We start from the raw sequence: 16,567 nt of genomic DNA on the forward strand, positions 1-16,567 counted from the left end.
CCGGCATGGGGACGAGGACCTGGCGGCAGCTGACCGTATGGCTGCACGTCGTCACTTCGGTCGGCTGGATGGGACAAGCGCTGGCGCTGTTCACCCTCTTGGTGATCGGCCGCACGAGCGAGGACGGCGGGATCCGCGTCGCCGCGACGTCGATGGCGCACGAGATCGACACGTTCCTGCTGGCGCCGCTCGCCAACGCGTCCGCGTTCACCGGTGTCATGCTCGCCGCGGCGACGGCGTGGGGATTCGCCCGGCACTGGTGGGTGCTGGCGAAGTTCGCGATCACGCTCGTCCAGCTCTACGCCGGGATCTTCCTGCTGTCGGGCGCTTTACGGGATTCCGTCGGCAGTGAGCCGCCGCCGCTGGCATTGACCGCCGGGACGGCGCTGATGGCGAGCGCTTTGGCGTTCCAGGCGTGGCTTTCGGTGGCGAAGCCGTGGGGCAAGGTCCGCTCGGGCGCGAAGCTGCCGACGGCGCCGACGTGGGTGTTCGTCGTCGCCGTCCTCGCGCCGCTCACCGACATCACGGTGGGCCTGCTCCTGGGCTATCCGCTGCCGGCGTTGTCGCTGATCGTGCTGGTCGTTCAGCTGGTCCGGCGCCGGCGGCTGCTGCTCGTCACCCGGCCGAAAGTCCCAGCTGGTCCACCGCCGTGATCCGGATGACCGCCGAGCCCGCCTCGTCCGATGCCGCCAGGTCGACCTCGGCGCTGATGCCCCAGTCGTGGTCACCCGCCGGATCGTCGAAGATCTGCCGCACCCGCCAGATCTCCTTCTCCTGCTCGATGATCAGCAGCTTCGGTCCGCGCGCGTCCGGCCCGATGCCGAGCGTTTCGTGCTCGTCGAAGTAGTCCTCGATGGCGTCTTCCCACGCGTCCGCGTCCCAGCCCGAAGCGGCGTCCAGCTCGCCCAGCGTGTCGTAGGCACGCCGCGACGCCAGCTCCACTCGGCGGAACAACTCGTTCCGCACCAGCACGCGGAACGCCCGCTCGTTCCGCGTGACCGCGGGCGGCTCGGACGGCGGCCGCGTCGAAACCGGGCCTTCCTCTTCGGGATGCCGCAAGGCTTCCCACTCGTCGAGGAGGCTGGAGTCGACCTGGCGCACCAGTTCGCCGAGCCATTCGATGAGGTCCTGCAACCCCTCGTTCTTGGCCTCGTCGGGCACCGTGTGCCGCAGCGAGTCGTAGGTGTCGGTGAGGTACCGCAGCACCAGCCCTTCCGAGCGGGCCAGCTGGTAGAAACCGATGTACTCCACGAAGTTCATCGCGCGCTCGTACATGTCGCGCACGACGGACTTCGGCTTGAGCTCGTAGTCCTCGACCCACGGATGCCCTTGCCGGTAACGGGAATACGCCGCCTCCAGCAGCTCCTCCAGCGGCTTCGGGTACGTGACGTTCTCGAGCAGTTCCATCCGCTCGTCGTACTCGATGCCCTCGGCCTTCATCGCCTGCACGGCCTCGCCGCGCGCCTTGAACTGCTGCTGCGACAGCACCGGCCGCGGATTGTCCACAGTGGATTCCACAATGGACACGACGTCGAGCGGATAGGACGGCGAATCGACGTCGAGGAGCTCGATCGCCGCCAGCGCGAACGGTGAAAGCGGCTGGTTCAGCGCGAAGTCGAACTGCAGGTCCACGGTGAGCCGGACGATGCGCCCCTGTTCGTCGGGCTCGTCGAGCCTTTCCACCACCCCGGCCGCGAGCAGCGCGCGGTAGATCGCGATCGCGCGCAGGATCAGTTTCCGCTGGGTGGGACGGTCGGAATGGTTGTCCTCCAGCAGATGCCGCATCGAGTCGAACGCGTTGCCCGGCCGGGAGATGACGTTCAGCAGCATCGAGTGGCTGACGTGGAAGCTCGACGTCAGCGGCTCCGGCTCGGCCGCGATCAGCCGGTCGAAGGTGCTCTCCGTCCAGTTGACGAACCCTTCGGGCGCCTTCTTGCGGACGATCTTCTTTTTCTTCTTCGGATCGTCGCCTGCCTTCTCCAGCGCCTTGGCGTTTTCGACGACGTGGTCCGGCGCCTGCACGACGACGTAACCATCGGTGTCGTAGCCCGCACGGCCCGCACGGCCGGCGATCTGATGGAACTCGCGCGCCTTGAGATGCCGCTGCCGCACGCCGTCGTACTTCGTCAGCGCCGAGAAGACCACTGTGCGGATCGGTACGTTGATGCCGACGCCGAGCGTGTCGGTCCCGCAGATCACCTTCAGCAGCCCGGCCTGCGCGAGCTGCTCGACCAGCCGCCGGTACTTCGGCAGCATCCCGGCGTGGTGCACGCCGATCCCGTGCCGGACCAGCCTCGACAGCGTCTTCCCGAACCCGGCCGAGAACCGGAAGTCGCCGAGCATCTCGGCGATGGCCTCCTTCTCCGCCTTCGAGGTGACGTTGATGCTCATCAGCGTCTGCGCGCGCTCGATCGCCGCGGCCTGCGAGAAGTGCACGACGTACACCGGCGACTGCCCGCCGTTGAGCAGCTCGGACATCGTCTCGTGCAACGGCGTCAGCGCGTAGCGGAAGGTCAGCGGCACCGGCCGCTGCGCCGAGGTGACCACCGCGGTCGGGCGGCCGGTCCGGCGGGTGAGATCCTTTTCGAAGAACGAGACGTCGCCCAGCGTCGCCGACATCAGCACGAACTGCGCTTTCGGCAGTTCCAGCAGCGGCACCTGCCAGGCCCAGCCGCGATCCGGCTCCGAGTAGAAGTGGAACTCGTCCGCGACGACCTGGCCGACCGGCGCGTCGGCACCGAACCGCAACGCCATGTTCGCCAGGATCTCCGCCGTGCAGCAGATGATCGGCGCGTCGGCGTTCACCGCCGAGTCACCGGTCATCATGCCGACGTTCTCGGCGCCGAAGATCTCGATGAGCTGGAAGAACTTCTCCGAGACGAGCGCCTTGATCGGGGCCGTGTAGTAGCTGCGGCGGCCGTGCGCGAGCGCGGTGAAGTGCGCTCCGACGGCGACCAGGCTCTTTCCCGAGCCCGTCGGCGTCGACAGGATCACGTTCGCTCCGGAGACCACCTCGATGATGGCCTCTTCCTGCGCGGGGTACAGCTCCAACCCGCGCTCGGCCGTCCAGGTGGAGAAGGCTTCGAACAGCGAGTCGGGGTCGGGATCCGCAGGCAGGAGGTCTGTAAGTGTCATCAGAAGACCTATCGTGCCATCCGTTGGTCGCTTCTTGCCCAGGGGTGATCGCGCCCTCCGCCGGAAACCCGTAGGCTTCGCGGTACCGCGCACCTATCGGGCAGCATCACCCGGTCGCGCGCACACAGGCGGTAATCCGAGAGGGCTTAGGAATGGCACAGGACATCATCCCGATCGAACTCGGCCTGCCTCAGGGTGACGTCGTCACCCTCTGGGCGCCGCGCTGGCGGGAAGACGGCGAGGAGTGGGAAGCCTTCCTCGGCGACGAGGAAGACCTGTACGCCTTCCCGGACGCCGCGCATCTCGCCGCCTTCGTGCGGACCTCCGAGCAGCACGACCTGCTCGACCACCCCGCGTGGGAGGTCGTCCCGGCGCTGAACGTGCCCGAGCTCATCCCGGACGACGACCACACCTACGACCTGGTCGGCGTCCCCGAGCTGGTCGCCGAGAAGCCGGACCAGTGGACGCTCGGCGAGCTGGCCGAGATCATCGGCATCGTGCGTTCGCTCGCGGACGTGTGCGAGCTCGAAGAGGTCCACGAAGTCCTCGACGCGCACGAGAGCTTCTCGCTGCTGGACCAGGGCACGCTGCCCTTCTCCGGCCGTGACGGCGAGCGCCTCTGGGCGGACCTGTCGCAGGCGGTCTCCGAGAAGTGGGACACCGTGCTCGACGCGATCGACGGTCTCGTGACCGTCCCCGACGTCGACGAGAAGGTGCTGGAGCAGACGGCGGAGGAGCTCGCGACCTTCCTCGCGGAGTCCGCCGAGGCCGAAGCGGCCGCCGTCGACGAAGACCTCGTGGACGTCGACGACGAGGACGAGGACGACGACGAGCCCGTCGGCTTCTGGGGCGAGGTCGGCATCGACCCGATCAAGATCATCACCTCCGGCGCCGAGTACTACACGCTGCGCTGCTACCTCGACGACAAGCCGATCTTCCTCGGCAGCGAAGGCGAGATCGACGTCTTCACCTCCGAGAAGGCCCTCATCCGCGCGATCGCGGACGGCAAGGACCTGGCAGGCAACGACCTCGCCGAAGTGTCCACTTGGGACGAAGTGACCACGAAGGCCACCGCGGGCGAGCTCGAGATCGAGGTCGACACCGAGAACACCTACGTGCTGAACGGGATCGCCGAGGACATCGCCGAGGGCCCGGAGGCGATCGACCCGACGCAGCTGGAGCTGGCCGTCGAGCTGATCACCGACGCCGCCGAGTGGGCCGACGACGACAGCGTCGAAACCGCGCTGGCCGCCAACGAAAGCCTCGGCTGGCTGGTGTCGTTCGTGCTGCGGCCGGACCCGTCGCGCCTCGAGCCGAGCGCTCCGTTCGACGCCGAGCAGTCGGAGTGGCGCAAGCTCGTCGAGACCTTCGAGAACCGGCTCACGGTCATCTGATTCATCCCGCGAAAGGGCCCCTCAGGTTCGTCCTGAGGGGCTCTTTTCGTGTCTGACGGGCACCAGCGCCACGGCCAGCGCGGGGAAGACCGCGGCCACGCAGAACGCCAGCGCGTACCGCGAATCGCCGATCACCAAGCCCAGCAGCGGCGGCGTCAGTGCCGCGGCGATGTTCTGCCCGGTGTTCTGCGTGCCCATCGCCCGCCCCGCCCAAGCGAGCCCGGCCATCTCCGCCGACGCGGTGAACCCGAGCCCATTGTCGGACACGGTGATCACCGCGGCCAGGACGAGCGCGAGGAGCACCAGCCACGGCCACGTCGCGTCCCCGAGCGCGACCAGCAGCATCACCGCCGCGCTCGCGACCGCCAGCTGCCGCATCGGCCGCAGCCTGCTGCCCGCGCGGTCGGACCAGTAGCCCGACGCGATCCGGCCCAGCGCGCCGAGGATCTGGACGGCGCCGGCGAACCAGCCCGCGGACGCCGGCGTCCAGCCGTGCACCGTCACCAGGTACACGGGGGTGAACGCGGACACCGCGAACTGCGGGACGACGAGCAGCGCGCTCGCGCCGTGGACCCGCCACAAGGCCGGCTTCCGGTACGGCGACGGCGGTTTCTCCGTCTTGCCCGCCGGGGCCTCCGGTCGCGGCGGATCGACCAGCAGCCAGGCGACCAGGAGTGCGACACCGATCGCGGTCAGCGCGGGCAGCATGAGCGAGACCTGGAATCCCCAGCGGTCCGCGAGCGGCGGGAGCCCGAAGGCCGCGACGCCTACCCCGAGCGGCTGGGCCATCTGGCGGATGCCCATCGCGAGGCCGCGTTCGGCCGGGCCGAACCAGCCGAGGACGGCCCGGCCGCTCGCGGCGTTCACTGACGCGGTGCTCGCGCCGGCGAGCAGGAACACCCCAAAGAGGGTCACGAGCGAGTGGTCACCGACGGCCGCGTACACGAGGAGTAACCCCGAGACGCCGAGCCCGATGGCCATTACCAAACGCTCTCCGTAACGGTCCGCCGCCGCACCCCACAAGATCAAGGTGAACAACAGGCCAAGGCTCGGCGCCGCGACCACGGTGCCCGCTTCGGCCAGCGAGAGCCCCTCCGCACGCTGCATCGACGGCACCAGGAACGGGATCCCGTAAAGGAACGAACAGCTCGCGGTCTGCGCGGCGAGGCCGAGCGCGAGGATGAGCCAGCGTCGTTTGCCGCCGATCCTCACGTCCACGACCTGCGTCATCTTCGCCACCGTTTCACTATATGGGAACAAACTCCTACATAGTGAACAATAGTTGGCTATGCTAACGAACGCAAGGACGCGTAGCCGGGCTTGATGACCGTGTTGATGATGTCCAGCCGCTGGTCGAAATCGAGGAAGGCGGATTTCATCGCATTGATCGTGAACCACTCGAGATCGGCCAGCCCGAAGCCGAAGGCCTCGTTCAGTGCCGCGAATTCGCTGGTCATCGAGCAGCCGCTCATCAGCCGGTTGTCGGTGTTGACGGTGACCCGGAACCGCAGCCTGGCGAGCAGTCCGATGGGATGTTCGCCGATCGAGCGCGCCGCTCCCGTCTGGACATTGGACGTGGGACAGATCTCGAGCGGGATCCGCCGGTCGCGGACGTAGGCGGCCAACCGTCCCAAATGGACCGTGCCGTCGCTGTCGGTCTTGATGTCGTCGACGATGCGCACGCCATGGCCCAGCCGCTCCGCGCCACAATGCTGAATCGCCTCCCAAATGGACGCGAGCCCGAACGCCTCCCCGGCATGAATCGTGAAATGCGCATTATTCGTCCGCAGGAACTCGAATGCGTCGAGATTTCTGGTCGGCGGAAATCCGTCTTCCGGTCCGGCGATGTCGAACCCGACCACACCGGCGTCGCGGTAGCGGACGGCGAGCCCGGCGATCTCGAGTGCCCTGGCGTGCTGGCGCATCGCGCAGAGCAACGTCCCGACGCGGATCCGGCCGCCGCCGTCCGCCACTCTCCGTTCACCTTCGGCGAATCCGGCCTGAACGGCCTCGACCACCGCATCGAGTGACAGACCGCGTTCGACGAAGAGTTCGGGGGCATAACGCTCCTCGGCGTAGACGACGCCGTCGGCCGCGAGGTCTTCCACCGCTTCGGCGGCCACTCTGACCAGCGCTTCCTCGGTCTGCATCACGCCGCAGGTATGCGCGAACGTCTCAAGGTACGAGACGAGGGAGCCGGAATCGGCCGCGTCGCGGAACCAGCGGCCCAGTTCGACGGGATCGCCGGTCGGCAGAGCCTGATACCCGGTCTGCTCGGCGAGCTCGGCGACCGTGGCCGGCCGCAATCCGCCGTCCAGGTGGTCGTGGAGGAGAACCTTGGGAGCGCGGGCCAGTACCGCCTCCGGGACGCGTGGTCTGCTGCTTTCAGAGGACATACGTAACGGTAACCAGCCTGTCATTCCCCTACATGGCGGTAAGTCTCATGCTTGACTTAACCCTCGGCTTTGTGGATCACCGGCTGAATCGGCCATCAGGGCAGAGCTCGGCATTGTCCGATACCCGGGGGCCATACGCAGAGCAATTCCGCAATGGATAAGCTTCACGTCACGTCCCTCCCATTTCCCCGCCCACGAAGGACACCGCAGTGACCACTGACAACCACATTGCAGCCCCGTCCTTCGACCGGATGCGCAACATGCTGGTGCGCGCGGCCGAAGTGCGTGAGAGCGAACAGCAGCAGATCTTCGACGCGCTCGACGACATCTACGCACGTCTGGCCCCCGTCGACTCGCTCGGCGCGGTGCGCAAGCGGCTCTCGGAGATGCCCGACCGCACCGAGACCAGCGTGCTCGCCGAACGTCTCGACGAGACCATGTCGCGACTCGAAGCGCAGGACACCGCGATCGCCGCGCTGACCCGCGCCGTCGAAAGCATCGTCGACAAGCTGGCCAAGCCGTTCGCTCAGCTCGACGGCCGCCTCGACGGGATGGCCGCGCGCCTCGAAGGCGTCGGGGGCCGGATGGACGGGCTCGAGGACAAGCTCCAGAACATCCACCGCCGTCTCGACGAGCTCGGCGCGCACCTCGACAAGCAGGACGTGAAGACCGACGCGCTGCCGCAGTCGGTGATCGGCCCGGTGCGCGAGCGCGTCGAGCAGGCCGAGTCGACCCTGCGGGACCGCGTCGACACCGTCGACCGCGAGCTGCGCACCCGCGTCGAGAACCTCGACAAGGCGACCAAGGAAAGCCTCACCGCGAACACCGAGGCGCTGAAGACCGCGCTGACCGAGACCGGCGAGATGATCGACGCGTCGGAGCGGCTCGACGGCCTCGGCGACCGCCTCGAGAAGGTCACCTCGCGGCTCGACGACCTGGCCGAGCGGCTCGACAAGGTCGAGGACGGCTTCACCGGGCGCCTCGGCGACCTCGACGGCTCGATCCGCTCCGGCCTGTCGAAGGTCGAGAGCACGCTGCAGAAGCAGCCGGACACCGACTCGGTCGACTCGCTGGTGCGCAAGAGCAACGACGAGTCCGTGCGCCGCATCGGTGGTCAGCTGGACGAGGCCATGGCGACCTTCGCGGAGCTGATGCTCGGCGGTGGCCCGGCCATGCAGCAGATCTCGCCGCCGCCGCCCGCCCCGCGTCAGCCGCGCCGCAGCTCGCGCAACGGCCGGGCGCCCAAGGCGGCCGACGCCAAGGCGAAGGCCGACGGCGCCGACGAGACCACCGACTGACGCTCTCTCGCTTCGCGCGATGAAGGCCCCCTTCCCACGGCTTCGCCTGGGACGGGGGCCTTCACGCTTTTCCGGCCGTGCTCCGCACCGACCTGCGTTTAGCGGGCTAATCGCGATCCGGCCCCCTCGGCCACCGACCTGCGTTTAGCGGGCTAATCGCGATCCGCGAGGCCCTGACGTTGCGAAAGCCACTTTCGCAACGCTGAAGGTTGCGAAAGTGGCTTTCGCAACGCGTCGGGCCCGGGAGGCGCCACCCGAACGTCCCTCCCGCCGCACAGATCGCGTTTAGCCCGCTAAACGCAGGTCGGCGCCGGGAGCGCTGGGCCGGGAGGGCGGCCGTGGTGAGCGCGCGCAGGGATGTCTCGAAGGTGCCCTTCGAGTCATCGGGAAGGACCGAACGCCAGGCGGAGCACACCAGAAGTACATGAAGGCCCCCTTCCTGTACCTAGGCGCAAGGAAGGGGGCCTTCATGTACTCCAGGCCCACCGGATCGCGTTTAGCCCGCTAAACGCAGGTCAGGGCCGCACGGTCTCCAGGACGAGCGAAGCGGAGGCCGAAGGCCCAGCGGAGCTGACCGCGTAGGCGTCTTCGAGCGCAGCGAGAGCCGAAGGAACAGCGTCCGGCGTATCCGTGTGCAGCTCCAGCAACGGCTGCCCGGCCGACACGGCATCGCCCGGCTTCGCCAGGCACAGCACGCCGGCCGCGGCCTGCACCAGGTCCTCCTTGCGCGCCCGCCCGGCGCCGAGCCGCCAAGCGGCGACCCCGACCGCATAAGCGTCCAAACGCGACAAAACTCCATCGGCGGGCGCCGGAACCACGTGCACGTGCTTAGGCCGCGGCAGAGCGGCCTCCGGGTCCCCGCCCTGAGCGGCGATCATCCGGCACCAAGTCTCGTAAGCCCGGCCAGAAGCCAGCACCTCAGCCGGGTCCACATCGGACAATCCCGCCAGCGCCAGCATCTCCCGCGCCAAAGCCACGGTCAGCTCGACGACGTCGGAAGGACCGCCGCCGCGCAGCACCTCGACCGATTCGGCGACCTCGATCGCGTTGCCGACGGCATGTCCCAACGGCACGTTCATGTCCGTGATCAGCGCCGTCGTCGCGACACCGTGCGCGGTACCGATCTCCACCAACGTCCGCGCGAGTTCACGGGCCTGCGGAAGCGTCTTCATGAACGCGCCCGAACCCGTCTTCACGTCGAGCACGAGCCCGGCCGAACCCTCGGCGATCTTCTTGCTCATGATCGAGCTCGCGATCAGCGGGATCGACTCCACCGTCGAAGTCACGTCCCGCAGCGCGTACAGCTTCTTGTCCGCCGGAGCCAGCCCCTCAGTGGCCGCACAGACCACCGCGCCGACCTCGTCGAGCTGCCGGATGATCTCCGATGTCGACAAAGAGGCACGCCAGCCGGGGATCGACTCCAGTTTGTCCAGCGTCCCGCCGGTGTGCCCGAGCCCGCGCCCGGACAGCTGCGGCACGGCCGCGCCACAAGCCGCGACGAGCGGAGCCAGCGGAAGCGTGATCTTGTCGCCGACCCCGCCGGTCGAATGCTTGTCGATCGTCGGACGGCTGACCTTCAGATCCAGCCGCTCCCCCGACGAGATCATCGCGCCGGTCCAGCGCGCGATCTCGCCGGAATCCATCCCCCGCAGGAAGATGGCCATCGCGAGCGCGGCCATCTGTTCCTCGGCGAGGTCGCCGCGCGTGTACGCGTCGATCGTCCAGTCGATCTGCTCGTCGGACAGCCGTCCGCCGTCCCGCTTCGCGCGGATGACGTCGACGGCGGCGAACGCGCTCACGGCAGGTCGTCCGGCCCGAACGCGTCCGGCAGCACCGCCGACATCGGCAGGATGCCGCTCGGGGTGTCCACCAGGCAGTCGGATCCGCCGTGCTCGAACAGGATCTGACGGCAGCGCCCGCACGGCATCAGCAGATCACCGGCGCCGCTGCGGCACGCGACGGCGACGAGCTTGCCGCCGCCGGTCAGCCGTAGCTGCCCCGCCATCGTGCATTCCGCGCACATTCCCAAGCCGTACGAAGCGTTTTCGACGTTGCAGCCGACGACGATCCGGCCGTCGTCCACCACAGCGGCGACGCCCACGTGCAGACCCGAGTACGGCGCGTACGCCGCCTTCGCCGCCTCGACGGCTTGAGCGCGCAAGGCTTCCCAGTCGTACTCCGCCATGTCAGTCCTCACCTCGCCGATAGGTGGCGCCGATCGCCTTGGGCGGCCGCAGCCGCTGCGAAGCCACCGCCAGCACGATCAGCGTCACGAAGTGCGCGGTGTACGGGATGAGGTCGCTGGGCAGGTCGTCGTTGGTCCAGTAGATCGCGTACAGCGCGACGGCGCCGACGACACCGAGCGCGGAAGCGATCCACTGACGGCGGAACAACTGCACCGCCACGATCACGGCCAGCAGGATCACCGCGCCGTACAGCAGCGCGAGCACCGCGGTGCCGCCACCGGCGAGCTGGAGGCCGTCCGCGTAACCGAACAGCGCCGCGCCGCCGAGCAGGCCGCCCGGCCGCCAGTTGCCGAAGATCATCGCCGCGAGGCCGATGTAGCCGCGGTTGTTGGTCTGGTTCTCCAGGTAGTCCGCACCGCCGGCGAGCAGCACGAGCGACGCGCCACCCATTCCGGCGAGCCCGCCGGAGATGATCATGGCGATGTACTTGTGCAGGTAGACCTTCACGCCGAGGGATTCGGCCGCGACCGGGTTCTCGCCGCAGGACCGCAGCCGCAGGCCGAACCGCGTCCGCCACAGCACCAGGTAGCTGATCGGGACCAGCGCGATCGCGATCATCGTCAGCGGCGCGACCTCGGTGACCAGGCCGTTGAGGATGCCGGCGAGGTCGGAGATGAAGACGCGCTGCATCTTCTCCAGGTCCGAGAGCCAGTCCGAGAGGAACGTCGCCGAATAGGTGTCGAACTTCGGCACCGGCGGCGACTGGCGCGGGTTCCCCGAAAGCGGGGTGAACACCAGGTTCGCCAGGTACTTCGCGACGCCGAGACCGAGCAGGTTGATCGCCACACCGGAGACGATGTGGTTGACGTTGAAGGTCACCGTCGCGACGGCGTGCAGCAGCCCGCCGAGCGCGCCGAACACGACCGCCGCGATCAGCCCGGCCCAGACGCCGCCGTGGTACGCGCCCCAGGCGGCACCCCAGGTGCCGAGGATCATCATGCCTTCGAGGCCGATGTTGATCACGCCCGCGCGTTCGGCCCAGAGGCCGCCGAGCGCGCACAGCAGGATCGGCAGCGCCAGCCGCAGCGCGGTGTGCGCGGTGTTGGTCGAGGTCAGTGTGTTGACGCCGGTCGCGTACGACGCGATCGCGAGCACGCCGACCGCCAGCAGTCCCCAGATGGCGCCCTTGAGCCAGCCGGGGATACGGCGCTTCGGCGGTTTCACCGGCATGGTGGTCCCGCCCGTGTTGGGCGAAAGAACGTCCGCGGTGGTCACACCGCACCTCCCTCGGACACGCTGGAACCCTTGCGGCCGTTGCCTGCCAGCGCGCGACCGACGCGACGCTGTTCGGCGGCCAGGTCCGCGCGGCGCACGATCTCGTACGCGATGACGACCGACAGCACGATCACGCCCTGCATGATCGTGGCGATCTCTTTGGACACGTTGATCTGTTCCAGCGAAACGGCGGACCGGTCGAGGAACGCCCACAGCAGGGCGCCCAGCGCGATCCCGGCCGGGTGGTTACGCCCGAGCAGGGCGACCGCGATCCCGGTGAAGCCGTACATCTGGGTCGAGGTGATGCCGTAGCTGAAGTCGCGGCCGAGCAGTTCCGGCATCGCGACCAGGCCGGCGACGCCACCGGAAAGCAGCATCGCGATCAGCGTCATCTTCTTGGCGTTGACACCACCCGCCGCGGCGGCCGTCGTCGATTCACCGGAGGCCTTGAGCTCGAAGCCGAACCGGGTCCGGTTGAGCATGAACCAGTAGGCCCCGCCGATCAGCGCCGCGATGACCACGAAGCCGAACAGCTCACCGGACCCGATCGGGATACCGGGGATCCGGCCGGTTTCGGCGATCTCGCGGGTGGCGATGTTGTTGCCGGTCTGCACGCCGAACTGGTCCGCGTTGACCAGGAACGCCACGATGCCGCCGACGATCGCGTTCAGCATGATCGTCGAGATGACCTCGGAAACACCCCGGGTCACCTTCAGCACGGCCGGGATGGCCGCGTACAGCATGCCGCTGAGCACCGCGACGACCAGGATCGCCAGCACGTGGATCACCGGCGGCAGCTGCAGCGCCCCGCCGATGATGGCGGTGACGATGGCGGCGAACCGGTACTGGCCCTCGACACCGATGTTGAAGAGGTTCATCTGGAAGCCGATGGCCACCGCGAGCCCGGACAGGTAGTAGACCGTCGCGAGGTTCACCGTGTCGACGGCGGTCGAGCCCTTGAAGAGCTGGCCGATCATCGTGCCGTAGGCCTGGAGCGGATCAGCTCCCGAGATGATCAGCGCGATGGCCGTCAGGATGACCGCGAAAACGATCGCGAGCAGAGGCGGCAGCAGCCTCGTACGCCAGGAACTCACGCTGCACCTTCTTCAGTGTCTTCGGAGGCACCCGTCATAGCGGAGCCCAGTTCCTGCGGGGTCACGGTCGCGGGGTCGGCCTCGCCGACCAGTCGTCCGCGCAGCATGACCTGAATGGTGTCGGAAAGCCCGATCAGCTCGTCGAGATCGGCAGACACCAGCAACACGGCCAGCCCGGCCGCCCGCGCCTGGCGGATCTGTTCCCAGATCAGCGCCTGCGCGCCGACGTCGACACCGCGCGTCGGATGCGACGCGATCAGCAGCACCGGATCACCGGAAAGTTCGCGCCCGACGATCAGTTTCTGCTGGTTACCACCGGAAAGCGCGGCCGCGGGGACGTCGATACCCGGCGTGCGGACGTCGTACTCCTCGACGATGCGGCGGGTGTCCTCACGCGCGCCGGCGATGTCGAGCAACTGTCCTTTCGCGACCGGCTCGCGCGTCTGGTAGCCGAGGATCCGGTTGACCCACAAGGGTTGCGTGAGCAGGAGGCTGTGCCGCGTGCGGTCTTCGGCGATGTAGCCGATCCCGGCCTCGCGGCGGGCGAGCGTCCCCAGTTTGTGCAGCTCGACGACCTTGCCGTCGACCTCGGTCAGTTCGATCCGGCCGCCGCCCTTGCGCATGCCCATGATCGTCTCGACGAGTTCGGTCTGGCCGTTGCCCTCGACGCCGGCGATCCCGAGCACCTCACCCGCGTGCACGGTGAAGGAGATGTGGTCGAGCACGTTCCGCTCGGACCCCTCGACGCTCAGGCAGACGTCGTCCAGGCGGAGCACGGGCCGATCGGTCACGGTGGACTCGCGGGTCTCCGGGCTGGGCAGCTCCGAGCCGACCATCATCTCGGCCAGCTGGCGCGAGGTGATCGTCTTCGGATCCGCCGTGCCGACGGTGGTGCCGCGCCGGATCACGGTGACCGTGTCGGCGATCGCGCGCACCTCGTCGAGCTTGTGCGAGATGAAGATGAAGGTGAAACCGTCCTTCTGCATGGCGCGGACGGTCTCGAACAGCGCGTCGACCTCCTGCGGCACGAGCACCGCGGTGGGCTCGTCGAGGATGATGATCCGCGCGCCGCGGTAGAGCACCTTGACGATCTCCACGCGCTGGCGGTCGGCGACGCCGAGCTCTTCCAGCAGCGCGTCCGGGCGGGCGCGCAGGCCGACGCGTTCGGCGAGTTCAGCCAGCTTCGCCCGCGCCGCGCGGCCGATGCCGTGCAGGTTCTCCGCGCCGAGGAAGACGTTCTCCCCGACGGTCAGGTTGTCGGCCAGCATGAAGTGCTGGTGGACCATCCCGATGCCGGCCTTGATGGCGTCCTGCGGGTTGCGCAGTTTCACCGGTTCGCCGTTGATCGCGATGTCGCCCTCGTCCGGCTGCTGCATGCCGTAGAGGATCTTCATCAGGGTCGATTTGCCCGCGCCGTTCTCGCCGCAGACGGCGTGCACCTCGCCCTTGGTGACGGTGAGGTTGACGTCGGAGTTGGCCACGACACCGGGGAACCGCTTCGTGATCCCGGTCAGCTGCACGGCCGGTTCACCCCGGTCGGGGGCGTCGGTGACCTCGGCCTGGGGAGCGCTCATGGAAAAGCCATCCAGTTCTGGGGTAAACAGGTTGGGGCTCGGAAGGGGTTACCCTCCCGAGCCCCGCTGCCTGGTCGAGCTTACTTCTGCGGCTTGTCCGAGACGGTGATCGCCCCGGAGACGATCTGCGCCTTGTAGCCGTCGAGGACGTCCTTGATGTCGTCGACCTTGCCACCGGAGGTGGCGTAGCCGATGCCGTCGACCTTGAGGTCGAACCGCTTCGGCAGCGACGTCAGGTCACCCTTCGCCAGCGCGCGCAGGTAGTCGAACACCGCCACGTCGACGCGCTTGAGCATCGAGGTGATGATGACGTCCTTCGACGCCTCGACCGTCTTCTGGTTGTACTGGTCGGAGTCGACGCCGATGGCCATGGCGTTGTTGGACTTCGCGGCCTCGAACACGCCCTTACCGGAGGCGCCGGCGGCGTGGTAGATCACGTCCGCGCCCTTGGCGATCTGCGCGGCGGCCTTCACGTTGCCCTTCGCCGGGTCCTGGAACCCGGAGAAGTCACCGGCCGGGGTGAGGTACTCGTCCTCGATCTTGGCCTTGCTCGAAGCGGCCTTCACGCCCTGGAGGAAGCCGGCCTCGAACTTCTGGATCAGCGGCGTGTTCACCCCACCGACGAAGCCGACGTGGCACTTCTTCGACTTGTAGGCGGCGGCGACACCGGCCAGGAACGAGCCCTGCTCCTCGGCGAAGACGAGCGAGGTGACGTTCGGGGCCTTGACGGAGTCGTCGTCGACGATCGCGAACTGGGTGTTCGGGTACTTCGGCGCGATGGCGCCGACGGCCTTGGCGTAGGCGAAGCCGACCGCGATGATCGGGCTGAAGCCCTGCGTAGCGAGCTGGTCGAGACGCTGCGACTTCGCGGCCTCGTCCTCGGTCGCGGCGGCGGTGCTTTCGGTGACCGTGGTGACGCCGAGTTCGGCCTTCGCCTTGTCGGTACCGGCGGCGGCGGAGTCGTTGAACGACGCGTCGCCACGACCGCCGACGTCGAAGGCCAGCGCGACCTTGAGCTTGCTGCCGTCGACCTTCTCAGTCGACTGCGCGGAGCTGGTCGAGGCGGCCGCCGCGGCGGGCGGCTTCGGCGCCGTCACGCAGCTGGCGGACTGGTCCCCAGAGCCGGCGTTGTTGTTGCTGTTGTTCCCCGCACCTGAATCCTTCGCGCATCCGGCCAGTACCAGAGCACCGGCCATGGCGGCGGCGGCCAGCGCGGTTCCACGCATGCGACGCAACGTGTGTCTCCCTCCCCGCTGATCCAGCGGATGGTCCGAAGAAAGCGACCCGGCGACACTGCCGGGTTCGACCGGGAGACGGTACCTAACGGCCGCTTTGCCGCCATAGGAAAGGCACGCTACGTAACACAAACGTTTACTCATGAGTCGTGAGCGCGACGAATGGAGTACTCACGGTGACCACAACGGAGTAATCGCAGGCAGCACCCGGCCCCGTGGCCGGGTGAGACGGCGAAGATCGTCACGCACCGTTCAGGCGGCCCGGCCGCCCGGTCGCGCGTCCACAGTGGACGAACCGGTGAGTTACCGGCCCGCGTCACCCGATCGGGCAAGGGGCCCGATGTCTGGTCCATCACACAGAGGAACCCGGAGGTGAGCCCACCGTGAGGTGCGGGTCTAGCATCCTGTTTATCCACGCTCGATGACCATGATCTCGGCACCGTCGCCGGAGCCGTCCCCAGGTGGACGTCCCGGCGGCAGGCGCGGAAACCAGCGGTCAGCGGGCCCAAGCCATGACGTTGGAGGCCGTTCACCGATGTCCACCACGGCTAGCACCGCCACCGAGGCGGCCGCGAGCGATCGGGCGGGTGCCTCACGCCGGCAAGGGACCTTCTACCGGGGCGACCCCGGTATGTGGTCCTGGGTGCTGCACCGCATCACCGGCGTGCTGACATTCTTCTTCCTCTTCGTGCACGTGCTCGACACCGCGCTCGTGCGCGTGTCGCCCGACACGTACAACGAGGTCATCGAGACCTACAAGACCCCGCTGGTCAACCTCCTCGAGGTCGGCCTCGTCGGCGCGGTGCTGTTCCACGCGCTCAACGGCATCCGGGTCATGCTGGTCGACTTCTGGGAGAAGGGACCGAAGTTCCAGAAGCCGATGCTCTGGACCATCCTGGCCATCTGGGTCGTGGTGATGATTCCCGGTGCCTTCTTCATGATGAAGCGCACCGTCGAAGTTATGTTCGGGGGGCACTGAC

13 protein-coding genes are annotated in these 16,567 nt (G+C 68.0%); 4 read left to right on the plus strand and 9 right to left on the minus strand.

All coding sequences use genetic code 11. The annotated features are described in order from the left end of the window. The first annotated feature begins 5 nt into the window (after positions 1–5). On the plus strand, positions 6–653 hold the full coding sequence (locus NQK81_RS18535; protein WP_257489160.1) for a hypothetical protein: 648 nt from the start codon (positions 6–8) through the stop codon (positions 651–653). On the opposite strand, the gene NQK81_RS18540 is transcribed toward NQK81_RS18535, so the two are convergent. Further along, complete coding sequence (locus NQK81_RS18540; protein WP_126735257.1) at positions 616–3,135, minus strand: DEAD/DEAH box helicase; 2,520 nt, start codon at positions 3,133–3,135, stop codon at positions 616–618. The genes NQK81_RS18535 and NQK81_RS18540 overlap by 38 nt on opposite strands. Positions 3,136–3,287: 152 nt before the next feature. Here NQK81_RS18540 and NQK81_RS18545 point away from each other — a divergent pair, with 152 nt between their 5' ends. Then, positions 3,288–4,529, plus strand: coding sequence for a SatS C-terminal domain-containing protein (locus NQK81_RS18545; RefSeq protein WP_257489161.1), 1,242 nt, complete (start codon positions 3,288–3,290; stop codon positions 4,527–4,529). 21 nt (positions 4,530–4,550) lie between these two features. Here the strand turns inward: NQK81_RS18545 and NQK81_RS18550 are convergent, their stop codons facing one another. Together NQK81_RS18550 and NQK81_RS18555 are read right to left on the minus strand one after the other, a co-directional pair. Continuing rightward, positions 4,551–5,759, minus strand: a complete 1,209-nt coding sequence (locus tag NQK81_RS18550; protein ID WP_257489790.1) for an MFS transporter — start codon at positions 5,757–5,759, stop codon at positions 4,551–4,553. A gap of 56 nt (positions 5,760–5,815) precedes the next feature. Then, complete coding sequence (locus NQK81_RS18555) at positions 5,816–6,925, minus strand: adenosine deaminase (protein ID WP_257489162.1); 1,110 nt, start codon at positions 6,923–6,925, stop codon at positions 5,816–5,818. A 209-nt stretch (positions 6,926–7,134) separates the two neighbouring features. Here NQK81_RS18555 and NQK81_RS18560 point away from each other — a divergent pair, with 209 nt between their 5' ends. Further along, a complete protein-coding gene (locus tag NQK81_RS18560) occupies positions 7,135–8,223 on the plus strand; it encodes a PA containing protein (protein WP_257489163.1) in 1,089 nt (362 codons plus the stop codon). Positions 8,224–8,738: 515 nt separating this feature from the next. Here NQK81_RS18560 and NQK81_RS18565 read toward each other — a convergent pair. The 6 genes from NQK81_RS18565 to NQK81_RS18590 all read right to left on the minus strand — a co-directional run bounded on the left by NQK81_RS18565 (position 8,739) and on the right by NQK81_RS18590 (position 15,578). Beyond that, complete coding sequence (locus NQK81_RS18565) at positions 8,739–10,022, minus strand: thymidine phosphorylase (RefSeq protein ID WP_257489164.1); 1,284 nt, start codon at positions 10,020–10,022, stop codon at positions 8,739–8,741. After that, positions 10,019–10,408 carry a cytidine deaminase gene (locus tag NQK81_RS18570; RefSeq protein ID WP_257489165.1) on the minus strand — a complete coding sequence of 130 codons (390 nt, stop codon included), beginning with the start codon at positions 10,406–10,408 and terminating at the stop codon, positions 10,019–10,021. The genes NQK81_RS18565 and NQK81_RS18570 overlap by 4 nt, the downstream gene beginning before the upstream one ends. 1 nt (position 10,409) lies before the next feature. Then, complete coding sequence (locus tag NQK81_RS18575) at positions 10,410–11,684, minus strand: ABC transporter permease (RefSeq protein WP_185927262.1); 1,275 nt, start codon at positions 11,682–11,684, stop codon at positions 10,410–10,412. Then, a complete protein-coding gene (locus NQK81_RS18580; protein WP_126735262.1) occupies positions 11,681–12,778 on the minus strand; it encodes an ABC transporter permease in 1,098 nt (365 codons plus the stop codon). Before NQK81_RS18580 ends, NQK81_RS18575 begins: the two co-directional genes overlap by 4 nt. Next, positions 12,775–14,352 (minus strand): ABC transporter ATP-binding protein, encoded by a 1,578-nt coding sequence (locus NQK81_RS18585; protein ID WP_257489166.1) that lies wholly within the window; start codon positions 14,350–14,352, stop codon positions 12,775–12,777. The genes NQK81_RS18580 and NQK81_RS18585 overlap by 4 nt, the downstream gene beginning before the upstream one ends. Before the next feature lie 80 nt (positions 14,353–14,432). Beyond that, positions 14,433–15,578 (minus strand): BMP family lipoprotein, encoded by a 1,146-nt coding sequence (locus tag NQK81_RS18590; protein WP_126735264.1) that lies wholly within the window; start codon positions 15,576–15,578, stop codon positions 14,433–14,435. A gap of 544 nt (positions 15,579–16,122) precedes the next feature. Between NQK81_RS18590 and sdhC the strand changes: the two genes are divergently transcribed. After that, positions 16,123–16,566, plus strand: coding sequence for a succinate dehydrogenase, cytochrome b556 subunit (gene sdhC / locus NQK81_RS18595; RefSeq protein ID WP_081809635.1), 444 nt, complete (start codon positions 16,123–16,125; stop codon positions 16,564–16,566). Position 16,567 lies beyond the last annotated feature (1 nt).

Source organism: Amycolatopsis roodepoortensis, assembly GCF_024628825.1.
Classification (GTDB): Bacteria; Actinomycetota; Actinomycetes; order Mycobacteriales; family Pseudonocardiaceae; genus Amycolatopsis; species Amycolatopsis roodepoortensis.